This is a genomic window from Pseudidiomarina sediminum DSM 21906 (genome assembly GCF_000423165.1).
Classification (GTDB): Bacteria; Pseudomonadota; Gammaproteobacteria; order Enterobacterales; family Alteromonadaceae; genus Pseudidiomarina; species Pseudidiomarina sediminum.
Map to the genome: position 1 here is coordinate 1 of NZ_AUHL01000007.1, position 18,960 is coordinate 18,960.

General features: G+C 50.6%; 19 protein-coding genes and 2 rRNA genes. 12 read left to right on the top strand and 9 right to left on the bottom strand.

Features of this window, described 5'->3' with window-relative positions; genetic code table 11:
- The 6 genes from G535_RS0103390 to G535_RS0103420 all read left to right on the top strand — a co-directional run.
- Positions 1-310 (top strand): 23S ribosomal RNA (locus G535_RS0103390); the annotation flags it as partial.
- A gap of 133 nt (positions 311-443) precedes the next feature.
- Positions 444-558, top strand: a 5S ribosomal RNA gene (rrf, locus tag G535_RS0103395).
- Positions 559-889: 331 nt separating this feature from the next.
- Entirely contained in the window at positions 890-3,310 is a 2,421-nt protein-coding gene (locus G535_RS0103405; RefSeq protein WP_026860775.1) for a TonB-dependent receptor plug domain-containing protein, read from the top strand.
- 170 nt (positions 3,311-3,480) lie between these two features.
- Positions 3,481-3,792, top strand: a complete 312-nt coding sequence (locus tag G535_RS0103410; protein ID WP_026860776.1) for a hypothetical protein — start codon at positions 3,481-3,483, stop codon at positions 3,790-3,792.
- Positions 3,793-3,831: 39 nt separating this feature from the next.
- Positions 3,832-4,260, top strand: a complete 429-nt coding sequence (locus G535_RS0103415; protein WP_026860777.1) for a copper chaperone PCu(A)C — start codon at positions 3,832-3,834, stop codon at positions 4,258-4,260.
- Between the two features lie 26 nt (positions 4,261-4,286).
- Positions 4,287-5,045, top strand: coding sequence for a TIGR04219 family outer membrane beta-barrel protein (locus tag G535_RS0103420; RefSeq protein WP_026860778.1), 759 nt, complete (start codon positions 4,287-4,289; stop codon positions 5,043-5,045).
- Between the two features lie 29 nt (positions 5,046-5,074).
- Here the strand turns inward: G535_RS0103420 and G535_RS0103425 are convergent, their stop codons facing one another.
- From G535_RS0103425 to G535_RS0103445, 5 genes are all read right to left on the bottom strand, one after another.
- Positions 5,075-5,560, bottom strand: coding sequence for a DUF3299 domain-containing protein (locus G535_RS0103425; RefSeq protein WP_026860779.1), 486 nt, complete (start codon positions 5,558-5,560; stop codon positions 5,075-5,077).
- A complete protein-coding gene (locus tag G535_RS0103430) occupies positions 5,557-6,855 on the bottom strand; it encodes an ABC transporter permease (RefSeq protein ID WP_026860780.1) in 1,299 nt (432 codons plus the stop codon). The genes G535_RS0103425 and G535_RS0103430 overlap by 4 nt, the downstream gene beginning before the upstream one ends.
- Entirely contained in the window at positions 6,848-7,558 is a 711-nt protein-coding gene (locus G535_RS0103435) for an ABC transporter ATP-binding protein (RefSeq protein ID WP_026860781.1), read from the bottom strand. Before G535_RS0103435 ends, G535_RS0103430 begins: the two co-directional genes overlap by 8 nt.
- Before the next feature lie 5 nt (positions 7,559-7,563).
- The gene (gene ppa, locus G535_RS0103440) at positions 7,564-8,094 is read right to left on the bottom strand and encodes an inorganic diphosphatase (RefSeq protein ID WP_026860782.1); all 531 of its coding nucleotides are present in this window, start codon (positions 8,092-8,094) and stop codon (positions 7,564-7,566) included.
- 64 nt (positions 8,095-8,158) lie between these two features.
- On the bottom strand, positions 8,159-9,133 hold the full coding sequence (locus tag G535_RS0103445; protein ID WP_026860783.1) for a class 1 fructose-bisphosphatase: 975 nt from the start codon (positions 9,131-9,133) through the stop codon (positions 8,159-8,161).
- Between the two features lie 144 nt (positions 9,134-9,277).
- Here G535_RS0103445 and mpl point away from each other — a divergent pair, with 144 nt between their 5' ends.
- The 6 genes from mpl to panP are packed head-to-tail and all read left to right on the top strand — an operon-like array spanning position 9,278 to position 15,365.
- The gene (mpl, locus tag G535_RS0103450) at positions 9,278-10,624 is read left to right on the top strand and encodes a UDP-N-acetylmuramate:L-alanyl-gamma-D-glutamyl-meso-diaminopimelate ligase (RefSeq protein ID WP_026860784.1); all 1,347 of its coding nucleotides are present in this window, start codon (positions 9,278-9,280) and stop codon (positions 10,622-10,624) included.
- Positions 10,621-11,232, top strand: a complete 612-nt coding sequence (locus tag G535_RS0103455) for a flavin prenyltransferase UbiX (protein ID WP_026860785.1) — start codon at positions 10,621-10,623, stop codon at positions 11,230-11,232. Before mpl ends, G535_RS0103455 begins: the two co-directional genes overlap by 4 nt.
- Before the next feature lie 6 nt (positions 11,233-11,238).
- Positions 11,239-12,186, top strand: coding sequence for an ABC transporter ATP-binding protein (locus G535_RS0103460; protein ID WP_026860786.1), 948 nt, complete (start codon positions 11,239-11,241; stop codon positions 12,184-12,186).
- Entirely contained in the window at positions 12,183-12,962 is a 780-nt protein-coding gene (locus G535_RS0103465) for an ABC transporter permease (RefSeq protein WP_026860787.1), read from the top strand. Before G535_RS0103460 ends, G535_RS0103465 begins: the two co-directional genes overlap by 4 nt.
- Complete coding sequence (trmB, locus tag G535_RS0103470) at positions 12,959-13,666, top strand: tRNA (guanine(46)-N(7))-methyltransferase TrmB (protein WP_026860788.1); 708 nt, start codon at positions 12,959-12,961, stop codon at positions 13,664-13,666. The genes G535_RS0103465 and trmB overlap by 4 nt, the downstream gene beginning before the upstream one ends.
- Before the next feature lie 43 nt (positions 13,667-13,709).
- Positions 13,710-15,365, top strand: coding sequence for a pyridoxal-dependent aspartate 1-decarboxylase PanP (gene panP / locus G535_RS0103475; RefSeq protein WP_026860789.1), 1,656 nt, complete (start codon positions 13,710-13,712; stop codon positions 15,363-15,365).
- Here the strand turns inward: panP and panC are convergent.
- From panC to pcnB, 4 genes are read right to left on the bottom strand one after another with little or no spacing between them, the layout of a single operon-like run.
- On the bottom strand, positions 15,362-16,207 hold the full coding sequence (panC, locus tag G535_RS0103480; RefSeq protein WP_026860790.1) for a pantoate--beta-alanine ligase: 846 nt from the start codon (positions 16,205-16,207) through the stop codon (positions 15,362-15,364). The genes panP and panC overlap by 4 nt on opposite strands.
- 5 nt (positions 16,208-16,212) lie before the next feature.
- Positions 16,213-17,010 (bottom strand): 3-methyl-2-oxobutanoate hydroxymethyltransferase, encoded by a 798-nt coding sequence (gene panB, locus G535_RS0103485; RefSeq protein ID WP_026860791.1) that lies wholly within the window; start codon positions 17,008-17,010, stop codon positions 16,213-16,215.
- A gap of 42 nt (positions 17,011-17,052) precedes the next feature.
- A complete protein-coding gene (folK, locus tag G535_RS0103490; RefSeq protein ID WP_026860792.1) occupies positions 17,053-17,535 on the bottom strand; it encodes a 2-amino-4-hydroxy-6-hydroxymethyldihydropteridine diphosphokinase in 483 nt (160 codons plus the stop codon).
- Positions 17,532-18,926, bottom strand: coding sequence for a polynucleotide adenylyltransferase PcnB (gene pcnB / locus G535_RS0103495; RefSeq protein ID WP_084616773.1), 1,395 nt, complete (start codon positions 18,924-18,926; stop codon positions 17,532-17,534). Before pcnB ends, folK begins: the two co-directional genes overlap by 4 nt.
- Positions 18,927-18,960 lie beyond the last annotated feature (34 nt).

Sequence of the window (18,960 nt, forward strand, 5' to 3'; positions counted from 1 at the left end):
CGTGAGACAGTTCGGTCCCTATCTGCCGTGGGCGTTTGAGAGTTGAGAGGGGTTGCTCCTAGTACGAGAGGACCGGAGTGAACGAACCTCTGGTGTTCGGGTTGTCACGCCAGTGGCACTGCCCGGTAGCTATGTTCGGAATCGATAACCGCTGAAAGCATCTAAGCGGGAAGCGAGCCTCAAGATAAGCTCTCACTAGCACGTAAGTGCTCTAAAGGGTTGTTGAAGACGACAACGTTGATAGGCGGGGTGTGGAAGCGTAGTAATGCGTTGAGCTAACCCGTACTAATTGCCCGTGAGGCTTAACCATACAACACCGAAGGTGTTTAGGGTTGTCTCGAAACATAAGTTCGAACCTTTACCAAATTTAAAGTGAGTGGCATACCACTTACAATCAGCATGTTTATATTACAAAGCTTAACGCTTTGAACAACCAGTTTATGCCTGGCGGCAATAGCGAAGTGGAACCACCTGACCCATTCCGAACTCAGTAGTGAAACGCTTCAGCGCCGATGGTAGTGTGGGGCTTCCCCATGTGAGAGTAGGACACCGCCAGGCTTCAAATAAGAAAAAGCCCTCAGCTAACGCTGGGGGCTTTTTTGTTGTTTGCTGCTGGCTGCTTGTTGTTTGAAAAAGCGAAAGACAAAGCGAAAGACAACGCAAAGAAAGTGCGAAAAAGTTTGTGTTGGCTTGGGGGTTGGGGTTTGCTGTGAACAAGCAACAAGCAACAAGCAACAAGCAACAAGCAACAAGCAACAAGCAGCCAGCAGCTAAATGCACGCTAGCCTTTCCACATAGCATAGATTAAAGTCGAATAAGCACTGTATTGATCCACTGCTAAGATGATTTACATAACAACGTAAGATCATAGGAAAGGAGAACATCCCGTATGTATTCTAAAAACAAAACCCTCCTTGCGATGGTAAGTAGTGGTGCGCTTGCAGCTTTTGCAAGTGCCCCTGTTGTCACTTTCGCGCAAGATCAAGACAACGCCTCGGTGCAAGCTGAAGAACGTATTCAAGTGGTAGGGTCGCGCTTGTCGATGCGTACCGCAACCGATGGGGCAGCTCCAGTCGATATTATTTCGGGCGAGGAGCTGACCGCCAGCGGGATTACCGAAACAGCACGTGCGCTGCAATATGCAGTGCCTAGCTTTAACTTCCCAAGTTCATCCATTACTGATGGTTCCGACGCTGTCCGCCCGGCCTCATTACGTGGACTTTCACCAGACCATACGTTGGTGTTGGTGAATGGGAAGCGCCGCCATATGAGCGCACTTGTTCACCTGAACGGTACCACTGGCCGCGGTAGTTCCAACGTCGATTTGAACGCTATCCCTATTTCATCGATTAAGCGTATTGAAGTGCTCCGTGACGGTGCGGCAGCCTTGTACGGCTCTGATGCCATTGCGGGCGTCATCAATATCGTTTTGAAAGATCAAAGTGAAGGTGGCTCGATCACCGCCAACGGTGGCCAAACCTACGAAGGGGATGGCGAGCAATATAAAGTACACGGTAATGCCGGCTTTAAACTTGGTGACGATGGTCATATTACCGTTGCAGCAGAGTATCACCACAAGAATAAAACCAATCGAGCTGGGCTTGATCCGCGTCAGCAGTATCCGTTGGTTGACGGTGAGCTTGATCCCCGTGAAGAAACCTTTGACCGCTTGAACCATCACGTTGGTGATGCTTCTTTTGAAAACAAAGCACTCTTTGTTAATGCCGGCATTGGGTTGGGCGAAGGTGAACTCTACGCTTTTGGTGGCGTAAGTGAACGTAGCTCTCAGTCGGGCGCGTTTTATCGCCGCGCCTTAGATAGTCGCAATATTATCGAAATTTACCCAGACGGCTTTTTGCCGTTATTAAGCCCAGAAACCCAAGATGTTTCTGGCTATTTTGGCTATCGCTTTAATTTAGCTGGCTGGGATGTCGATGCGAGTGCTGGTTATGGTGAAAGCGAGTTCCAATACCGACTCGAAAACTCACTCAATGCTTCGATTGGACCGACGTCGCAAACGCGTTTTGATGCCGGTACATTAACGACCGATGAGTTCAGTACGACCATCGATTTTCAGCGCTTTTTCCCATTCGTGAACAATTCTGATTTAGCCGTCGGCTTTGGCGTGAGCTACCGCGAAAATAGCTATCGCATTGGCGCAGGTGAAGAAGCCTCGTACATTAATGGCGGTTACGACGGTCGTTCGGGTGGCAGTCAGGGCTTTACTGGCTTCAAACCGGAATCAGAAGTGGATCAGTCACGTGACAACACTGGCATCTACGTCGAGCTTGAAAACATGTTAACGGCTAACTTCCAGTGGGGTGCTGCAGTTCGGTATGAGGATTATTCAGACTTTGGCAGTAACACCAGTTGGAAGTTGTCAGGTCGCTATGATCTGAATGATCAGTGGGCATTGCGGGCAACCACCAATACCGGTTTCCGTGCGCCAAGTGTACAACAACTTTATTTCTCGAATATTTCGACCTTGTTTGTTGATCGGGGCGATGGTCCACAGCCGGAACAAAGTGGTACCTTCAACAACATCAGTAGTGTTGCAACCGCGCTTGGCATTGAAGGTTTAGAACCGGAAGAGTCACAAAGTTTTAGTGCTGGTTTAGTGTTCAACGGCTATGAAGGTTTTACCTTAACCATTGATGCGTTCCAGATCGCTATTGATGACCGTATTATCCTTTCTGGTGACTTAAGTCCACAGGACTCCGCTGCAGTAGCTGATGCCTTAGCAGCCAGTGGTGCAGACAACGCACGCTTCTTTGTGAACGCGGTAGATACCACGACGCGTGGTGTGGACGTGGTTGCGTCGCAAGTATTTAATCTCGATGAAATGGGTGAGTTACGTGCACAGCTTGCGTACGGCTACAATAAAACCGAGATTGATGATGTAAATCTACCAAGCTTACTCGATGGCTTGGAAGATAATCTGTTTGATGGTGTTGAGCGCACCCGAATGACGCGTTCAGTGCCGCGTAACAGTGGTAGCTTAGCCTTCACTCATACGCTTGGTGATCTTGAAACCCGTATTGCCTTTAATTATTTCGGCGATTACGTGCTTGAAAACAACCAAGGGGTACAAACCGAGTTCGGTGCGAAGTGGGTTACTGATATCTCTGCCAAGTACCGACTCGACGCCCAATGGAGTCTCAGTGCTGGGGTACAGAACTTGTTCGACGAATATCCTGATAAGCAACGTCCTGCAAGCCAGTTCAACGGGATTTTCATGTACCCGAATACCAATGCTCCGTTTGGCTTTAATGGCGGTTATTACTACGCGGAAGTCACTTACGCATTTTAATTTCTTCGTTTTAGAAGATTGTCAAAACCGTCACTTAGTGGCGGTTTTTTTATGCCTACGTTTTAACACTAAAGTTAATTCATTGAAAAATAAGTACTATTTAATTGGCACGCTTTTTGAATGATCTCTAAGAGTTAGCAACATCTTGAGGCACACAAAAGGAGTAAGAGATGCGTCGTCAATCAAACTGGCTTTGGATCATTCTAGCGATTGTTGCGGTCGTTTTCTTTGGAGACGAACTGTTGGGTCTGCTGGGTGCCGTGGTTGGCATTATTTTAAGTATCGGTATTACCGGGCTCGTACTGGTCGCAATTGCAATTGCTGCATTTTCATTGGTCTTGGTGATCGGTGGCAGTATCGCTTTTGCGCTCGTTGTCGCCATGTTCGCACTTGCGGCTGTATTGTTTAGTTGGCTCTGGCCTTACCTTTTATTGCTAGGGATCATCTATCTACTGGTGCGCAAACGTCCGAAACCTGTGTAAACTAACAAGGAACGAGACACACAAGTTGAGGATAGTGTAATGAAACAGGCATTGATGGCATTGGTGGTCAGCTTTTTCGCTACGACAACCGTGTTCGCAAACGAGATCACTGTGGTTGACGCATGGGTTAAGCCGACCATCCCTGGTACTGAAAATGGTGCTGGTTACTTTCAAATCACCAACCAGGGCACACAACCTGTCACCCTGAATGGCGTATCGACGGAAGTGTCACGCGCCAGTGAAGTGCATCAGCACGTGATGACCGAAGACGGCATGATGCGGATGCGTCGGGTTCCCGAGTTGGTCATTGGTTCGGGTGAAACGGTTACCTTTCAACCAGGCGGCTATCATGTCATGTTTTTTGGTGTAAAAAATCCGTTTAAGGTCGGCGATAGCATTGAATTTCAACTGCAATTCGCCGATGCTGACGCGTTAGACGTTACCGCAGAGGTGCGTGCCCTCCATTAATCCGTATCAGACGTAAAGGATAAGAGATGCGTAAATTTACCCTTGCTCGTAGTATCTGTTTGGTCGTCGCTGTTGGTACTGCAACACCAGCGTTTGCTGACTCAATTTTCGGCGTTTACGCTGGCGGTCAGCTATGGCGTAGCGATAACAGTGGTAGCTTTGGTACCCCGGCAACCAACCCAGACTTCTCGTTTGGCAAAGAAAACCTGAACAGTTTTTATGTTGCCCTTGAGCATCCGATTCCGCTCTTTCCTAATGCTAAAATTCGCCATAATGAGTTGGATCACGCAGGACAACAAGTGCTCCAACAGGATTACGATTTCTTCGGAAACAGCTTTGCCGCCGGCACTGCACTGAGCTATTCCACCGATTTTAGTCATACCGATTACACCCTGTATTATGAGTTGTTTGACAATGATCTGGTGTCCTTTGATTTAGGTGTGACAGCGAAACGGGTTGATGGTCTTATTGTTGCACGCTCTGCGCAGCAAGAGCGTGCGGTATCGCCAGACGGTTGGATCCCAACGCTTTATAGTCAAGTGCGGGTTGGTATTCCAGCGACCCCATTGACGGTTTACGGCCTTGCGAATGCGGTGAGCATCGACGACTCGAAAGTTGAAGACTATGAAGTAGGGATTGAGTATCGTCCGATTGAGAACTTCGCGGTGGATGTCAATTTACAGCTCGGCTATCGGGTCTTTAATCTAGAGCTTGATGACCTTGATGGCGTGTACTCTAACTTGGAGTACAAAGGCCCTTACGTGGGTATTGAGTTTCACTTCTAAGATGATTGGAATCAAAGAGAAGGACGCCGTTATTGATACGGCGTCACATTCACTGCATCCATTTGATAGCCTACCACAGCCAATTCTCCGGCTGCACGTTCGACCGTAATCGTACCTTCCACCCAAACCGGACTAAAAGCTTGACGTAACGGGTAGCCTTCTGGGTAGCGGACGAGGATCACTTGATTCGGTGGCGGCGGTGGCACGTGGATACATGCGCCCTCGTATGGCACCAATAAAAACTCAGTCACCTTGCTATCTTCAGCTTGTAACTGCACCACAAAACCGGGGATTTTGATTTTCTTCCCATCAAGGGCATCGACCACCGGCGCGTTTAACTCCGGTTGTCCCATGGCTTCTGGGTTCATGTCATAATAGGCTTGGCTTCGCACCGGAGGCGGTTTATAGCCTTCGGGAACGAGCTCTTTCCACTGTGTTTCTGGATAGCTATCGGCATAACTCGCCGGGCTAAACATAGTGCTAAAGGCCAAGATAACTGCAACCAACCACTTCATAATTTCACCGTTAATCCGTCTGCTAAAGCGTTTTTGTATGCGCGCCAAGCAGGATAAAAACTTAATAGCGTCGCTGCAACTAAGATTGCACCAAGCAGGTAAAGTTCACGTCCTGTCAGCCAACTGGCTGCAACCTGGATGCCAAGTTTTGCTTGCAAGAGGTCGGTACCAAGAAAGAGGACGCCAAACAGAGCCACAGTGCCCAGCGTGATGCCAGCCAGTGTGACGAGCAGCGCCTCGAGAACCAATAAACCAAGGATGGTCACAGGTCCGGCACCAATCGAACGTAGCACGGCCATTTCGCGGCGCCGCTCACGTAAACTTGCCAGTAATGTTGTCAGCATCCCCAATAGCCCCGTGATGACCACTAATACAGAAATGGACATCAAGGCCTTTTCAAACAGGTTCAGTGTACGCCAAAAGTTCTGCAATGCGAGCCCTGGCATAATCGCGGATAGCGCTTCGCCTTTGTAGGTGTTGATGGTGCGCTGCAAGCGCAATGCCAAGGCGCGATTTTCCAAGCCGAGCAACACTGCGCTTAAGGTGTATACCGGCGGCGTTTCAGCATGATCTTCGTCAGCGCCATCATGGTCATGGTTATGTTCGTCATGCTGATGGTCATGGTCATGTGCACCTGAGGTGTCTTCGGGGAGGTAGTCACCATGAACGAGTCCCTGAGCGGCTAAAGGCACAAATACACTACGATCAATCGGTGTCCCGGTGCGTGCTAGTACGCCAACTACGGTAAATGGATGCGCATCGTGTTGGCTAAAACTAATCTCACCCGTGCCGTGGGCAATGGTGAGTGAATCCTCTACGTTGAGTTGCAGCTGTTGTGCTGCTTCATAGCCCAGAACCGCAACAGTAAGCGTGTCGCTACTAGCGAAATGATCGCCCGCAGCAAAAGCTAAGTGGCGTTTGTTGCCATATTGGAAATAGTCAAATAAAGCATCTGTGGTCGCCACCACAGGAAGACCTTGGACACTATCCCCCATGGCCATCGGAATGTGCCAGCTTACCCCGGGTAGCTCGCGCAAATGTTGATAGCTTTGCCAACTGAGGGTATTGGAGAGATTGCCAATGTGGAATACGCTACTTAACAACAGTTCCGTCGAGCCCGTACGGGCACCGACAATAAGATCGGTACCTGAGATGGTGTTGGCAAAGTTTTCTTGGGTTTGAACCCGAATCCGTTCAACGCCTAGAAGGAGGAGCGTACTGATGGCAATCGCAACCATCGTCAGCCAAACACTGCCACGACGATTCCAAAGGCTGGCAAGCGCAAGTTTAAACATGTTGCCCCTCGCTACTTGATGGCGCATGGTTGATCGCGCTGAGCTCTAGTGTTCTTGGGAACAGCGGCGCTAACGTGGCATCATGGGTGACGAACAACAATGTAGTGTTTTGTTGTTCGCAGACTTCAAACAGCAGCTGAATAAAGCCATCGCGATGTTCTTGGTCGAGGGCAGATGTTGGTTCATCCGCAATGATCAGTGCCGGACTTCCTAACAAGGCACGCGCCGCAGCGACGCGTTGTTGCTGCCCCACACTGAGTTGGTGTGCTGGCTGTTGTTGTTGGCGTGCCGAGAGCCCTAAGCGCTCAAGTAAAGCTTGCGCAGCAAGGTCGACAGATTGCTGTCCGAGACGTTGGCGTCGCGCGGGGGAAAATTGGCTGGCAAGCACAACGTTGGCGTGCGCTGATAAATAAGGGAGTAAATTAAATTGCTGAAAAATATAGCCAATATCGTTGGCGCGGAGGCGATCGCGTTGACGTTGTGTTAAACACGCCAAGTCGTGCCCGAGTACTTGCACCTGGCCTTTGCCGGTCGTGTGGATGCCAGCAATAAGACTAAGTAACGTTGATTTGCCGCTGCCACTGGCACCCCTCAACAAGACGCGTTCGCCGCGTTGTAAGGATAAGTTGGGAATGCTCAGTAGCGGCGACTGAGCTCCCGGCCAGCTAAAACGTAACTGGTTTAGCTCGACGCAGGTGCTCATGATCGTTATTTCGACTGTGCGCGTTCGAACGAGCTTAAGATTTCTTCTTTCGCTGCGTTAATGTCACCCCAGCCTTCAACTTTAACCCATTTGCCTTTCTCAAGCTCTTTGTAGCGCTCGAAAAAGTGAGTGATTTGGGCTTTTAACAGTTCAGGTAAGTCGTTCACGTCTTGGATGTGATCGTACTCTTTGCTGAGCTTGCTGATAGGTACTGCGATCACTTTAGCGTCTTCACCTGACTCGTCGGTCATTTTTAACACGCCAACTGGACGGCAGGTGATGACTGAGCCAGCTTGCAATGGGTAAGGTGTAGGTACAAGTACGTCAACCGGGTCACCATCAAGTGATAAGGTGTCGTTGACGAAGCCGTAGTTGCACGGGTAGAACATAGGCGTTGCCATAAAACGGTCAACCCATAGTGTTCCGGTATCTTTATCAACTTCATATTTGATCGGATCTGCATTGGCAGGGATCTCAATGATGACGTTTACTTCTTCTGGCAGGTTCTTACCCGCGCTTACATCGCTCAAGCTCATGTTGGTTCCTATTTGCTTGCTATAACTAATAATAATTGGTCGGTTATTATACGTCGGTACGCGCTTATTGCGAGCCCTGTAAATAACTTAAACAGGCATCCACTTCATTGCTGGAGCCCAAAATAACGCCAATACGTTGATGAATATGTTGTGGCTGAATATCAAGAATACGTTGCTCGCCAGAGTGGGCTTGTCCACCGGCTTGCTCAACCAGCATCGCCATTGGGTTGCCTTCGTACATCAGACGAAGTTTATAAGGTTTATTGGCTTCACGACAATCCCAAGGATAGGTGAATAATCCACCACGACAAAGCACGCGATGGACATCAGCGACCATAGCTGCAATCCAGCGCATGTTGAAGTTTTTGCAGCGCGGTCCTGTTTCACCAGCCAACAGGTCGTCAATGTAGTGACGCATCTCAGGTTGCCAATGGCGATAATTTGACATGTTAATGGCAAACTCGCAGGTATCTTTCGGAATTTCTAAGTCGTGCTCGGTAAGTAAGAACTCACCTACTTTTTGATCGAGGGTGAAAACGCGCACGCCTTTGCCCGTGGTAAAAACCAACAAGGTGGAGGGTCCATAGAGGACATAACCGGCCGCAACTTGGTTGCTTCCTGGTTGTAAGAACATCGCTTCGTCTTCGGTACCATCGGTCGGGGCTGGCAGGATAGAAAAAATCGTTCCAACCATGCTATTGATATCGATATTCGAGCTACCATCTAAGGGGTCAAACGCGATCAGGTATTTACCATCGCTAAAACCGTCAACGATGCCTTCTTCTTCTTCTGAAGCAACAGCGCGTACGAATTTATTTTCGAGTAAAATATCTTTCAGCAACTGGTTCGAGAGCACATCCAGCTTTTTCTGAGTTTCACCTTGAATGTTCTCATCAAGTGTTGAGCCGAGCACACCGGCAAGCTCACCTTGGTGTAAACGGAACGAGATTTCTTTGGCACAAATTTGTAGCGTATTGATAACAGAGATGAGTCCTTCAGCGACCTGATCTTGGCGGAGGGTCGGAATTAAGCGTTGCATAGCATCCTCATTTGGTGAACAGCTCAGAATCGCGGCTAAGTTTACCGTAAAAATCGCCTAATTGCCTGCAAGAATCTTCGGAATTATCCGTCGCGTGCTACACTAAGCACCATTTTTTCGTGCACAGATAAGATGGACGTTCGTATGCACATTCATATTCTCGGCATTTGCGGGACCTTCATGGGGGGCATCGCCGCGCTTGCCAAAGCTTTAGGTCATAAAGTGACAGGTAGTGATGCCCACGTGTATCCGCCAATGAGCGATCAGCTTGCTGCTTTAGGTGTTGAGGTGTATCAAGGTTACGATGCCGAACAACTTAATCCGCGCCCTGATCTAGTCATTATTGGCAATGCTCTAAGCCGTGGTAACCCTGCGGTAGAAGCGGTGTTGAATCAGCGTATTCCGTATCGCTCAGGTGCGCAGTGGCTGCACGATGAGTTATTGCAGGACAAATGGGTGCTAGCAGTGGCAGGTACCCACGGCAAGACCACCACCGCCAGCATGTTGGCGTGGATTCTTGCCCATGCGGGCTATCAGCCCGGTTTTTTGGTGGGTGGTGTACTGGCAAACTTCGGTTGTTCAGCGGCGCTGGGCAACAGTGACTTCTTTGTGATTGAAGCTGATGAGTACGATACTGCGTTTTTTGATAAACGTTCAAAGTTCGTGCACTACCAGCCGTCGACCTTAATTGTGAACAATCTGGAGTTTGATCACGCGGATATTTTTGCCGATCTCGCTGCAATACAAACCCAATTCCATCATTTGGTACGTATAGTGCCTGGTTACGGCCAAATTATTTACCCGGAAGGTGAAGTGGCCATTGCTGAAGTGTTGGCGCGTGGTTGTTGGAGCGAGCGGCGTACTATGGGGCCAAACGGTGACTGGGCGCTGCAACTTGAGCAGGCTGATGCCAGTCAGTTCGTGGTCACGCACGGGCAGCAAAGTGCGCGTGTCGCCTGGGACTTGGTGGGGGCCCATAACGCTGCTAACGCGGTCATGGCGATGGCGGCGGCATATCATGTTGGCGTGTCGTTAGAACATGCAGCCGAGGCACTCGCGGCATTTAAAAATACTAAGCGGCGTTTAGAGCTCCTCGGCACCCCTGCCGGCGTGGCAGTGTATGACGACTTCGCGCATCACCCCACCGCAATTGCGACAACGCTTGCGGGACTGCGTGCTAAAGTTGGCTCGCAGCGCATTTTTGCCGTGCTAGAGCCGCGTTCGAATACCATGAAACGGGGCGTACACGCCGATCAACTTAGTGCTGCTTTAGCCCAAGCCGATCATTGCCTGATGCTCCAACCAGAAGGTCTGCAGTGGCAGGTGGCTGATTACCTGCCGAACGCGCAAGTGGCGCATTCAGTTGACGCCTTGCTTGAGGCGTTGCTAGCGCAGGTTACTGACGGTGACAATGTTCTAATTATGAGTAACGGTGGCTTTGACGGCTTACATCAGAAGCTGCTGGCGCGTTTACAGGAGAAAACCGCATGAGCGCAATTACTGTAGCCATTACGGGTGCCTCAGGTGCACCCTATGCAGTTCGTTTGTTAGAATGTTTGCTAGCACAACAACAGCAGGTGCATTTGCTCATGTCGAGTGCGGCGCGAGTGGTATTCGCCACCGAGCTTGAATGGCAGTTGCCAGCCGCACCGCAAGCTATGGGTGATGCGTTACGCGAGCGTTTTGGCGTCACTGAAGCGCAGCTGCAGGTGTATGGCAAGGAGCAATGGTTTTCACCGGTTGCCTCAGGTTCAGCCGCGCCGAAGCGCATGATTGTATGCCCGTGTTCAACGGGTACTTTAGCGGCAATTGCCATGGGGGCGAGTGACAACTTGATTGAACGCGCTGCCGATGTGGTGATTAAAGAGCGCGGGCAGTTGATTGTGGTACCGCGTGAAATGCCATTATCAGCGATTCATTTAGAGAATATGTTGAAGCTCGCGCGGTTAGGCGTCACTGTCATGCCAGCTGCGCCAGGATTCTATCACCAACCACAGTCCATTGATGATCTTGTCGATTTTGTGGTTGCACGCCTGTTGGATCATTTGCAATTAGAGCAAACATTGCAGCCTCGTTGGGGTTATGGAGAGGAGTCGTAAGACGAGATGAAAGCATTATCGATCAAACAGCTTCGGAAAACCTACAAAGGTGGTTTTGAAGCGTTAAAAGGTATTGATTTAGAAGTAGAAGAGGGCGATTTTTTTGCCCTTCTTGGACCCAATGGCGCAGGTAAATCGACCACGATTGGCATTATTTCGTCATTGGTGAACAAAACCTCTGGTGAGGTCAATGTCTTTGGCTATGACCTCGACACGCAGCTGGTGGATCTGAAGCGTCAAATCGGTTTGGTGCCGCAAGAGTTTAATTTTAATCAGTTTGAAACTGTGCGCCAAATTGTGGTGAATCAAGCTGGCTACTATGGCGTATCGCGGCAAGTTGCCCACGAGCGCGCCGAGCATTATTTAAAGCAGTTGGGCTTGTGGGATAAACGCGATGCCGCCGCGCGGATGTTGTCCGGTGGTATGAAGCGTCGTTTGATGATCGCCCGAGCGCTGTTACATGAGCCACGGTTGCTGATTTTGGATGAGCCGACGGCTGGGGTCGACATTGAGTTACGCCGCAGTATGTGGGACTACCTTGAAGAAATTAACAAGCAAGGCATTACCATTATCTTGACCACCCACTACCTCGAGGAAGCGGAAAGCTTGTGCCGCAATATTGCCATTATCGATCAGGGAACCATTGTTGAGAACACCTCAATCAAACGCTTATTGGCAACCTTGAACCGCGAAACCTTCATTTTGGATTTGGCGCGTGATGATGATGCTGCGCTGACACCGCAATTGGAAGGCTTTACCATGCGTCAGGTGGATGAGCATACGATTGAAGTTGAGGTAGAAAAGTCACAAGGTTTGAACCCTGTGTTTGAGCAACTAAGTGCACAAAAGATCAACGTGCTTTCGATGCGTAACAAAGCGAACCGCTTGGAAGAGCTTTTTGTCGATTTGGTCGAACGTGGTCGCGCGAAACAGACAACCGCAGGAGCGAAATGATGGGAGCAGCATTTAACTTCACGGCATTGAAAACCATTTGGATTAAAGAGTGCACGCGCTTCTTGCGTATTTGGGTGCAAACGCTCGTGCCACCAGCAATCACGATGACCTTATACTTTGTTATTTTTGGCAGCATCGTCGGTGAGCGTATTGGTGAGATGAGTGGTCGGCCGTACATGGAGTTCATCGTGCCAGGTTTGATCATGATGTCGGTGATTACTAACTCATACTCAAACGTTGCCTCTTCGTTTTTTAGTGCGAAGTTCCAGCGTAACATCGAAGAAATGTTGGTTGCACCTGTCTCAACACCGGTCATTATCGCGGGGTACGTTGGCGGTGGACTGGCGCGCGCCATGATCGTCGCGGTAATTGTCACTTGTGTGTCGTTTGCGTTTGTCGAGAACGTCAGTATCAATCATTTAGGCATTTTAGTGCTGACCGTACTGTTAACCTCAACCTTGTTCTCGCTAGCAGGGCTGATCAACGCCGTATATGCCAAGACCTTTGATGACATTTCGATTGTGCCGACCTTTGTGTTGACGCCGTTGACTTACCTTGGCGGTGTGTTCTTTAGCGTCAGCTTATTGCCAGGTGTGTGGGAAACCATCGCGCGAGTAAACCCAATCCTTTATATGGTCAATGCGTTTCGTTACGGCTTCTTGGGCGTATCTGACGTGAACGTAGGCGTGGCACTTGGGGTCATTGTTGCCTTCAACCTCGTGTTCTTTGTCACAGCTTATACGCTGTTACAACGTGGTGTGGGGATCCGCTCGTGAGTGCTGCGGAATCGCGAAGTGTTACCACCAATCAACATGGTAACCATGAAGATTTGACGCAGGTGGTGATGCGCCACTTGCGTTCGCCCTTTAAAAAGCCGATCCAAGAACACAACCGCGAAGCTTTTGAGCAAGCGGCGAAGTTGGTGGCGGAATGGCAAGGGCCAATCATTTTGGATTCGTGTTGCGGCGTGGGCGAAAGCACCGCATGGCTCGCTGAGCACCATCCCGATGCTTTAGTGATCGGCGTGGATAAATCGGCGCATCGGTTGCAGCGCCATGCGAACCATCATACGGCGGCTCAAGGACAACGTTATATTTTGGTGCGGGCGGATTTGATGGACTTTTGGCGACTTGCGGTCGAGCACAACTGGCAATTAAGCAAGCACTATATTTTGTATCCGAACCCGTGGCCTAAAGCTGCACACTTGAGTCGTCGCTGGCACGGCAGCCCAGTGTGGCCTTATGTGTTAGGGCTTGGCGGTGAGCTGGTGATGCGCTCGAATTGGGTCACTTATTTGACCGAAGTTGCAAGTAGCTTGGCATTGGTGAATTGTAGTGCGAAAATTGAACCTTTATTGGCCAAGCATGAAGCGATGACACCGTTTGAGCGTAAGTATCAACGCAGTGGTCAACAGTTGTGGCAACTGAGCGCCGACCTTCCCGAAGATGGTCGTTATTTTTCGGCAATTGAAGCTGAGTAAGCACAACGCCTGCTTAACCGAATAAGCAAAGAAGGATTTCCATTTGAGTGACAATGTATTTGCCGAGGTCAGTGAAGAAGCGCTGCTAAAAATCTTCACTTTACCGGAAGCGCCTGATTCGACCTTGGGGCGCATAGAAAAAGATCTATCTGAGAATCTGATGGGATTCCTTGGTGAGCATATTGTCGCGCGAGAAAAGCCTTTACATGAGATTGAGCACAACTTCGCCGCCAGCGAAGTGCCTGAACTACCACGCTATGTTTCGGACCACACTGATTTTCTTTTGAATAATTTGGTGGCGCATTCGGTACATACCTCGTCCCCCCGTTTTATTGGCCACATGACGTCGGCGCTACCCTATTTCCTTTTGCCGTTGGCGAAGTTAATGGTGGGTCTTAATCAGAACTTGGTGAAAATCGAAACGTCGAAGGCGTTTACCCCACTCGAGCGCAACGTGCTAGGTATGTTGCACAATTTGGTCTATCAACGCGACGCCAATTTCTATCAGCGTTGGATGCACAGTGCGCAGCACTCGCTCGGTGCCATGTGTTCGGGGGGCACGGTTGCGAACATTACGGCCTTGTGGGTCGCTCGCAACTTGCTGCTGAAGCCGAGCAAAGATTTTGCTGGGGTTGCTGCTGAAGGTTTGGCGGCGGGACTTGCGCATTATGGCTATAAGCGCCTGACGGTAATGGTTTCGGAGCGTGGACACTACTCGTTATCAAAAGCTGCCGATGTGTTGGGTATTGGCCGCAAGAATTTGATAGGGGTGGCCACTGACGATCTGAACCGCATTCGTATGGATAAACTGCGTGAAGCTTGTGACAAAGTCGCGGCGGAAGGCGGCAAAGTATTGGCTATCGTCGGCGTTGGTGGGACGACGGAAACGGGCCATATCGATCCCTTAACGGAACTTGCTGATTACGCAGAGGAAATTGGTGCTCACTTCCATGTCGATGCGGCCTGGGGTGGGGCGACCTTAATGTCTGAGAAATACCGACACCTATTGGCAGGGGTGGAGCGTGCAGATAGCGTGACCATCGACGCACACAAGCAAATGTATGTCCCCATGGGCGCCGGTATGGTGCTGTTTAAAGAGCCCAGCATGGTACGGGGCATTGAACATCATGCTGAGTATATTATTCGACATGGTTCGAAAGACTTAGGTGCACATACCATGGAAGGCTCACGACCGGGTATGGCGATGCTGGTGTACTCGGCAATGCATGTGATGGGACGCCGTGGCTACGAGTTGTTGATCAATAAGAGTATCGAAAAAGCGAAATTGTTCGCTGATATGATTCGGGCGCACGAGGACTTTGAAGTGGTGACCGAACCGCAATTGTGTTTGCTGACCTATCGCTACATTCCAGCACCGGTGAAACAGGCGCTGCAACAAGCGACACCGGAGCAGGTGAAACGCTTAACCCCACACCTCAACGCCCTGACGCGTTTTATTCAGAAACGCCAGCGGGAAACTGGGCAGTCGTTTGTCTCACGGACCAAGTTGACACCAGCACACTATCATCGCGAGCCATCAGTAGTGTTTCGGGTCGTCCTCGCAAATCCGTTAACCACAGCTGAAATGCTCGCAGACGTGCTCGCTGAGCAACGCGCCATTGCCGATCAGGCGATGAGCTTACGCGGCGCTTTGCATACCGAAATGCGCGAACTAGGCTTATTAGCGCGTCACGCTTAAGCGTGACGCGAGAAGGTTAGATTATCGATCAGACGGGTGGTACCCAAGTAGGCTGCTACCAGTAGGACGAGGTCTTGGTCATTTGCCTCGGCAGGCTGCAAGTCTGATTGACGTCGCAGTTCTAAATAATCCATCTTAAAGCCAGCGGCAGTCAGCTGTTGCGCAGCCTCAGCAAGTAGCTTGGCAACGTCGACGCCGGCGCGCTGCAACTGCGCCTGCAACTGCTGTAGTATCGCGTAAAGTTGTGGCGCACAGGCGCGTTCACTGGCCGACAAATAGCCGTTGCGCGAACTTAGGGCGAGACCGTCTTGCGCGCGCTCGGTGGGGGCACTTATGATATCCACAGGCAGACTCAAATCCTTCACCATGAGACGAATGACTTGCAACTGCTGGTAGTCTTTTTCCCCAAACACTGCGAAGTTTGGTTGCACCATGTTGAAAAGTTTAGCAACAATGGTTGCCACGCCACGGAAGTGGCCAGGTCGGCTTGCGCCACAGAGAATGTCGGAGATCTGTGGTACTTCGATCACCGTCTGCACATCAAGTCCGCGAGGATAGATGTCACTGACTTGGGGGGCGAACACAGCTGCTGCACCGCGCTCAGCGAGCGCTTGGCAGTCGGCATCAAGGGTGCGAGGATAACTGTCGAGGTCTTCATTTTTACCAAACTGCATTGGATTGACAAAAATGCTTACGACCACTTTATCAGCATAGCGCTTGGCTAAATCCACCAATTTAAGGTGGCCTTCATGCAAATTCCCCATGGTCGGCACTAACGCAATGCTTTGGGTCTGCTGCTTGCGCCAACCCCGTAGTTCTTCAAGGCCTTTAAAAAGTTGCATGAGGGTTACCCTTTAAAACAATGCTCAGGCCCCGGGAAGCTGCCTTCTTTCACTTGTTGCACATAAAGCTCGACCGCTCCGGCAAGATCGCCTGCCTCGGCAAGGAAGTCTTTCACAAACTTCGGTAAGTATTCAGAGTTCATGCCAAACATGTCGTGCATGACAAGAATTTGACCATCACAATCAGGACCGGCACCAATACCAATGGTCGGAATTGTCAGGGCTTCGGAAATACGCTTGCCAAGTGATGAAGGAATACATTCGAGTACCAACAATTGCGCTCCAGCTTCTTGCAAGGCGAGCGCTTGGCGTAAGGTATTGTCGGCGGCGCTTTCTTCTTTACCTTGCACTTTATAGCCGCCTAGTACGTTGACCGATTGCGGGAGTAGCCCCAAGTGGGCGCAAACAGGCACGCTGCGTTGGACCAATTGACGAATGGTATCCAGTAACCAGTCACCGCCTTCTAGCTTGACCATATTGGCACCCGCCCGCATAAGTTTAGCGGCCTCTTGGCAAGCTTGTTCTGGGGTGGCGTAACTCATAAAAGGCATGTCGGCGATGACGAATGCGTCAGGTGCGCCGTTGCGCACTGCTTGCGTGTGATAAGCAATATTTTCGACGGTCACAGGGAGGGTACTTGAGGCGCCGAGCACGACATTTCCAAGCGAGTCACCGACCAGCATAAAGTCAACGCCTTTCGCGGCGAACAGTTTTGCAAATGAAGCGTCGTAAGCGGTAAGGGAGGTGATTTTCTCACCTTCGATCTTTTTCTTTGCGAGTTTGGCAATGGTCATTGCAGCCATGGGTCATCCTTCTTTGGGAACACCGTTCGTGGGCTGATTGTATCAGGTAATTTTTATTAGGTCATGATTGGCTATGTTGCTGACAAAGCTTTTTATGGCACGACCATCAGGTAGTGCGAGTGCTGGCGCAATCTCAAGTAGTGGCAATAGCACAAAGTCGCGCTCAGTAAGGCCAACGTGTGGCACCGTTAAACGCGGATGATGAATCTGCTGTACGCCGTACAGGAGCAGGTCAAGGTCGAGGCTACGCGCTCCCCAGCGCCGGTCCCGAACCCGACCAAACTGCTGTTCTACCTGCTGTAAGTAATCCAATAACTCAAGCGGCGCAAGTGTGGTTGTCGCAGCGAGCACGGCATTCACATAATCCGGTTGATCTTGTGGTCCCATGGGCCGACTGCGATAGAAGCTCGAGCACTGCACGGCGTGCAACACGCCGTCATTCCGTAGGTGCGCGAGCGCCTCAGTTAAGGTTGTAACCGGCTCGCCGAGGTTTGCGCCGAGCGCGATGTAAACCGCAGTACTCATGAAGCGGAGCTGTCGTTGTTGCGTCGCCGTGGACGTTGATGGTTACTGCGGCGTCTGCCACCACGGCGACCACGACGTTTGGCTGGCGCGCTATCGCTGGAGCTACCTGCCGGCGCTCCTTGCTGTTGCTTGGTCCAAAAGCTCGCTAACTCATTGAGCTGTTTGCGCTCAAGCGGGGTTGCTGTTGCCGCCCGCAATACTAAAAAGTCGTAAGCAGCACGGAATTTCGGATGGCCTAGTAACGTTTGGACACGCTTCCCTTTAGCGCGCTCCAACCGCTGCTGTAATTGCCAAATTTCGCGCGCTGGAATGGTAAAGCGTTTCGGTACTGCGACGGTTTGTACTTGTCGACCAATGACATCAGCGGCAGCTACGTTCATCGCATCAAATGCCGGTAAGCCGCTTTCAAACATTAATTGTTCCATGCGCGCCTGCAAAGGCCACCACAATAATGCCGCAAAAAGGTACGCCGGGGTGATGCTCATGCCTTTGTTGATACGTGCATCAGTGTCGCTGAAGGTTTGCCGTAACATCTGATACGGCGCCTCTTCCGGCGTCTGCAAATAGCTTTTCAGCATCGGGAACAATTGTTGGAACAAGTGATAGTCCGACAGGAGTTCAAAATTGGCTAAGGCTTTGCCAGCGGTGAAGAGTTTCAGGCACTCCTCAAACAAGCGCGCTGGAGGAATGTTCTGTAGCAGTTGCGCATGTTGGCGAATCGGTGTGGCGACGCTCTCATCCATCCGCATCGACAGTTTGGTAGCGAAGCGAATTGCGCGCAACATACGTACCGGATCTTCACGATACCGGGTTTCAGGATCACCGATCATGCGCAACACACCATTATCGATGTCGCGCACGCCATTTGCAAAGTCGTAAATGGCAAAATCAGCGATGTTGTAATAGAGCGCATTTACTGTGAAGTCACGACGCTGGGCGTCTTCTTCGATGCTGCCGTAGACATTGTCGCGCACCAGCATGCCCTTGGCATCGCTTTTGGCGTGATTGGCTGAGTCCTGATCATCATCATGATGACCTCGGAAGGTGGCGACCTCAATAATTTCACGACCGAACATAATGTGTGCTAGACGAAAACGTCGCCCCACTAACCGACAGTTGCGGAACAGCTTTTTCACTTGCTCCGGATGGGCATTGGTGGCGACATCAAAGTCTTTGGGTTGGATACCGAGCAAGAGGTCGCGCACGCAACCACCAACGAGGTAGGCGTCGTAACCCGCTTTATTTAAGCGGTAGAGGACTTTAAGTGCAGGCTCTGCAATGTCTTTTCGTGAAATAGGGTGTTGATCGCGAGGGATTACCAAAGGCTGCGCCAGAATATTCGCAGGTAAAGGTTGTTCAGGCGTAGTGTTGCCGAGTGCCCGTTTGGCCAAGGCTTTGATGCGTTTGATAATAGTGGTGTCTCCC

Bases quoted from the DNA above. Each gene is read 5' to 3' on its own strand.
- G535_RS0103405 (WP_026860775.1), top strand. From the start codon at position 890: ATGTATTCTAAAAACAAAACCCTCCTTGCGATGGTAAGTAGTGGTGCG.
- G535_RS0103410 (WP_026860776.1), top strand. From the start codon at position 3,481: ATGCGTCGTCAATCAAACTGGCTTTGGATCATTCTAGCGATTGTTGCG.
- G535_RS0103415 (WP_026860777.1), top strand. From the start codon at position 3,832: ATGAAACAGGCATTGATGGCATTGGTGGTCAGCTTTTTCGCTACGACA.
- G535_RS0103420 (WP_026860778.1), top strand. From the start codon at position 4,287: ATGCGTAAATTTACCCTTGCTCGTAGTATCTGTTTGGTCGTCGCTGTT.
- G535_RS0103425 (WP_026860779.1), bottom strand. From the start codon at position 5,560: ATGAAGTGGTTGGTTGCAGTTATCTTGGCCTTTAGCACTATGTTTAGC.
- G535_RS0103430 (WP_026860780.1), bottom strand. From the start codon at position 6,855: ATGTTTAAACTTGCGCTTGCCAGCCTTTGGAATCGTCGTGGCAGTGTT.
- G535_RS0103435 (WP_026860781.1), bottom strand. From the start codon at position 7,558: ATGAGCACCTGCGTCGAGCTAAACCAGTTACGTTTTAGCTGGCCGGGA.
- ppa (WP_026860782.1), bottom strand. From the start codon at position 8,094: ATGAGCTTGAGCGATGTAAGCGCGGGTAAGAACCTGCCAGAAGAAGTA.
- G535_RS0103445 (WP_026860783.1), bottom strand. From the start codon at position 9,133: ATGCAACGCTTAATTCCGACCCTCCGCCAAGATCAGGTCGCTGAAGGA.
- mpl (WP_026860784.1), top strand. From the start codon at position 9,278: ATGCACATTCATATTCTCGGCATTTGCGGGACCTTCATGGGGGGCATC.
- G535_RS0103455 (WP_026860785.1), top strand. From the start codon at position 10,621: ATGAGCGCAATTACTGTAGCCATTACGGGTGCCTCAGGTGCACCCTAT.
- G535_RS0103460 (WP_026860786.1), top strand. From the start codon at position 11,239: ATGAAAGCATTATCGATCAAACAGCTTCGGAAAACCTACAAAGGTGGT.
- G535_RS0103465 (WP_026860787.1), top strand. From the start codon at position 12,183: ATGATGGGAGCAGCATTTAACTTCACGGCATTGAAAACCATTTGGATT.
- panC (WP_026860790.1), bottom strand. From the start codon at position 16,207: ATGCAACTTTTTAAAGGCCTTGAAGAACTACGGGGTTGGCGCAAGCAG.
- panB (WP_026860791.1), bottom strand. From the start codon at position 17,010: ATGGCTGCAATGACCATTGCCAAACTCGCAAAGAAAAAGATCGAAGGT.
- folK (WP_026860792.1), bottom strand. From the start codon at position 17,535: ATGAGTACTGCGGTTTACATCGCGCTCGGCGCAAACCTCGGCGAGCCG.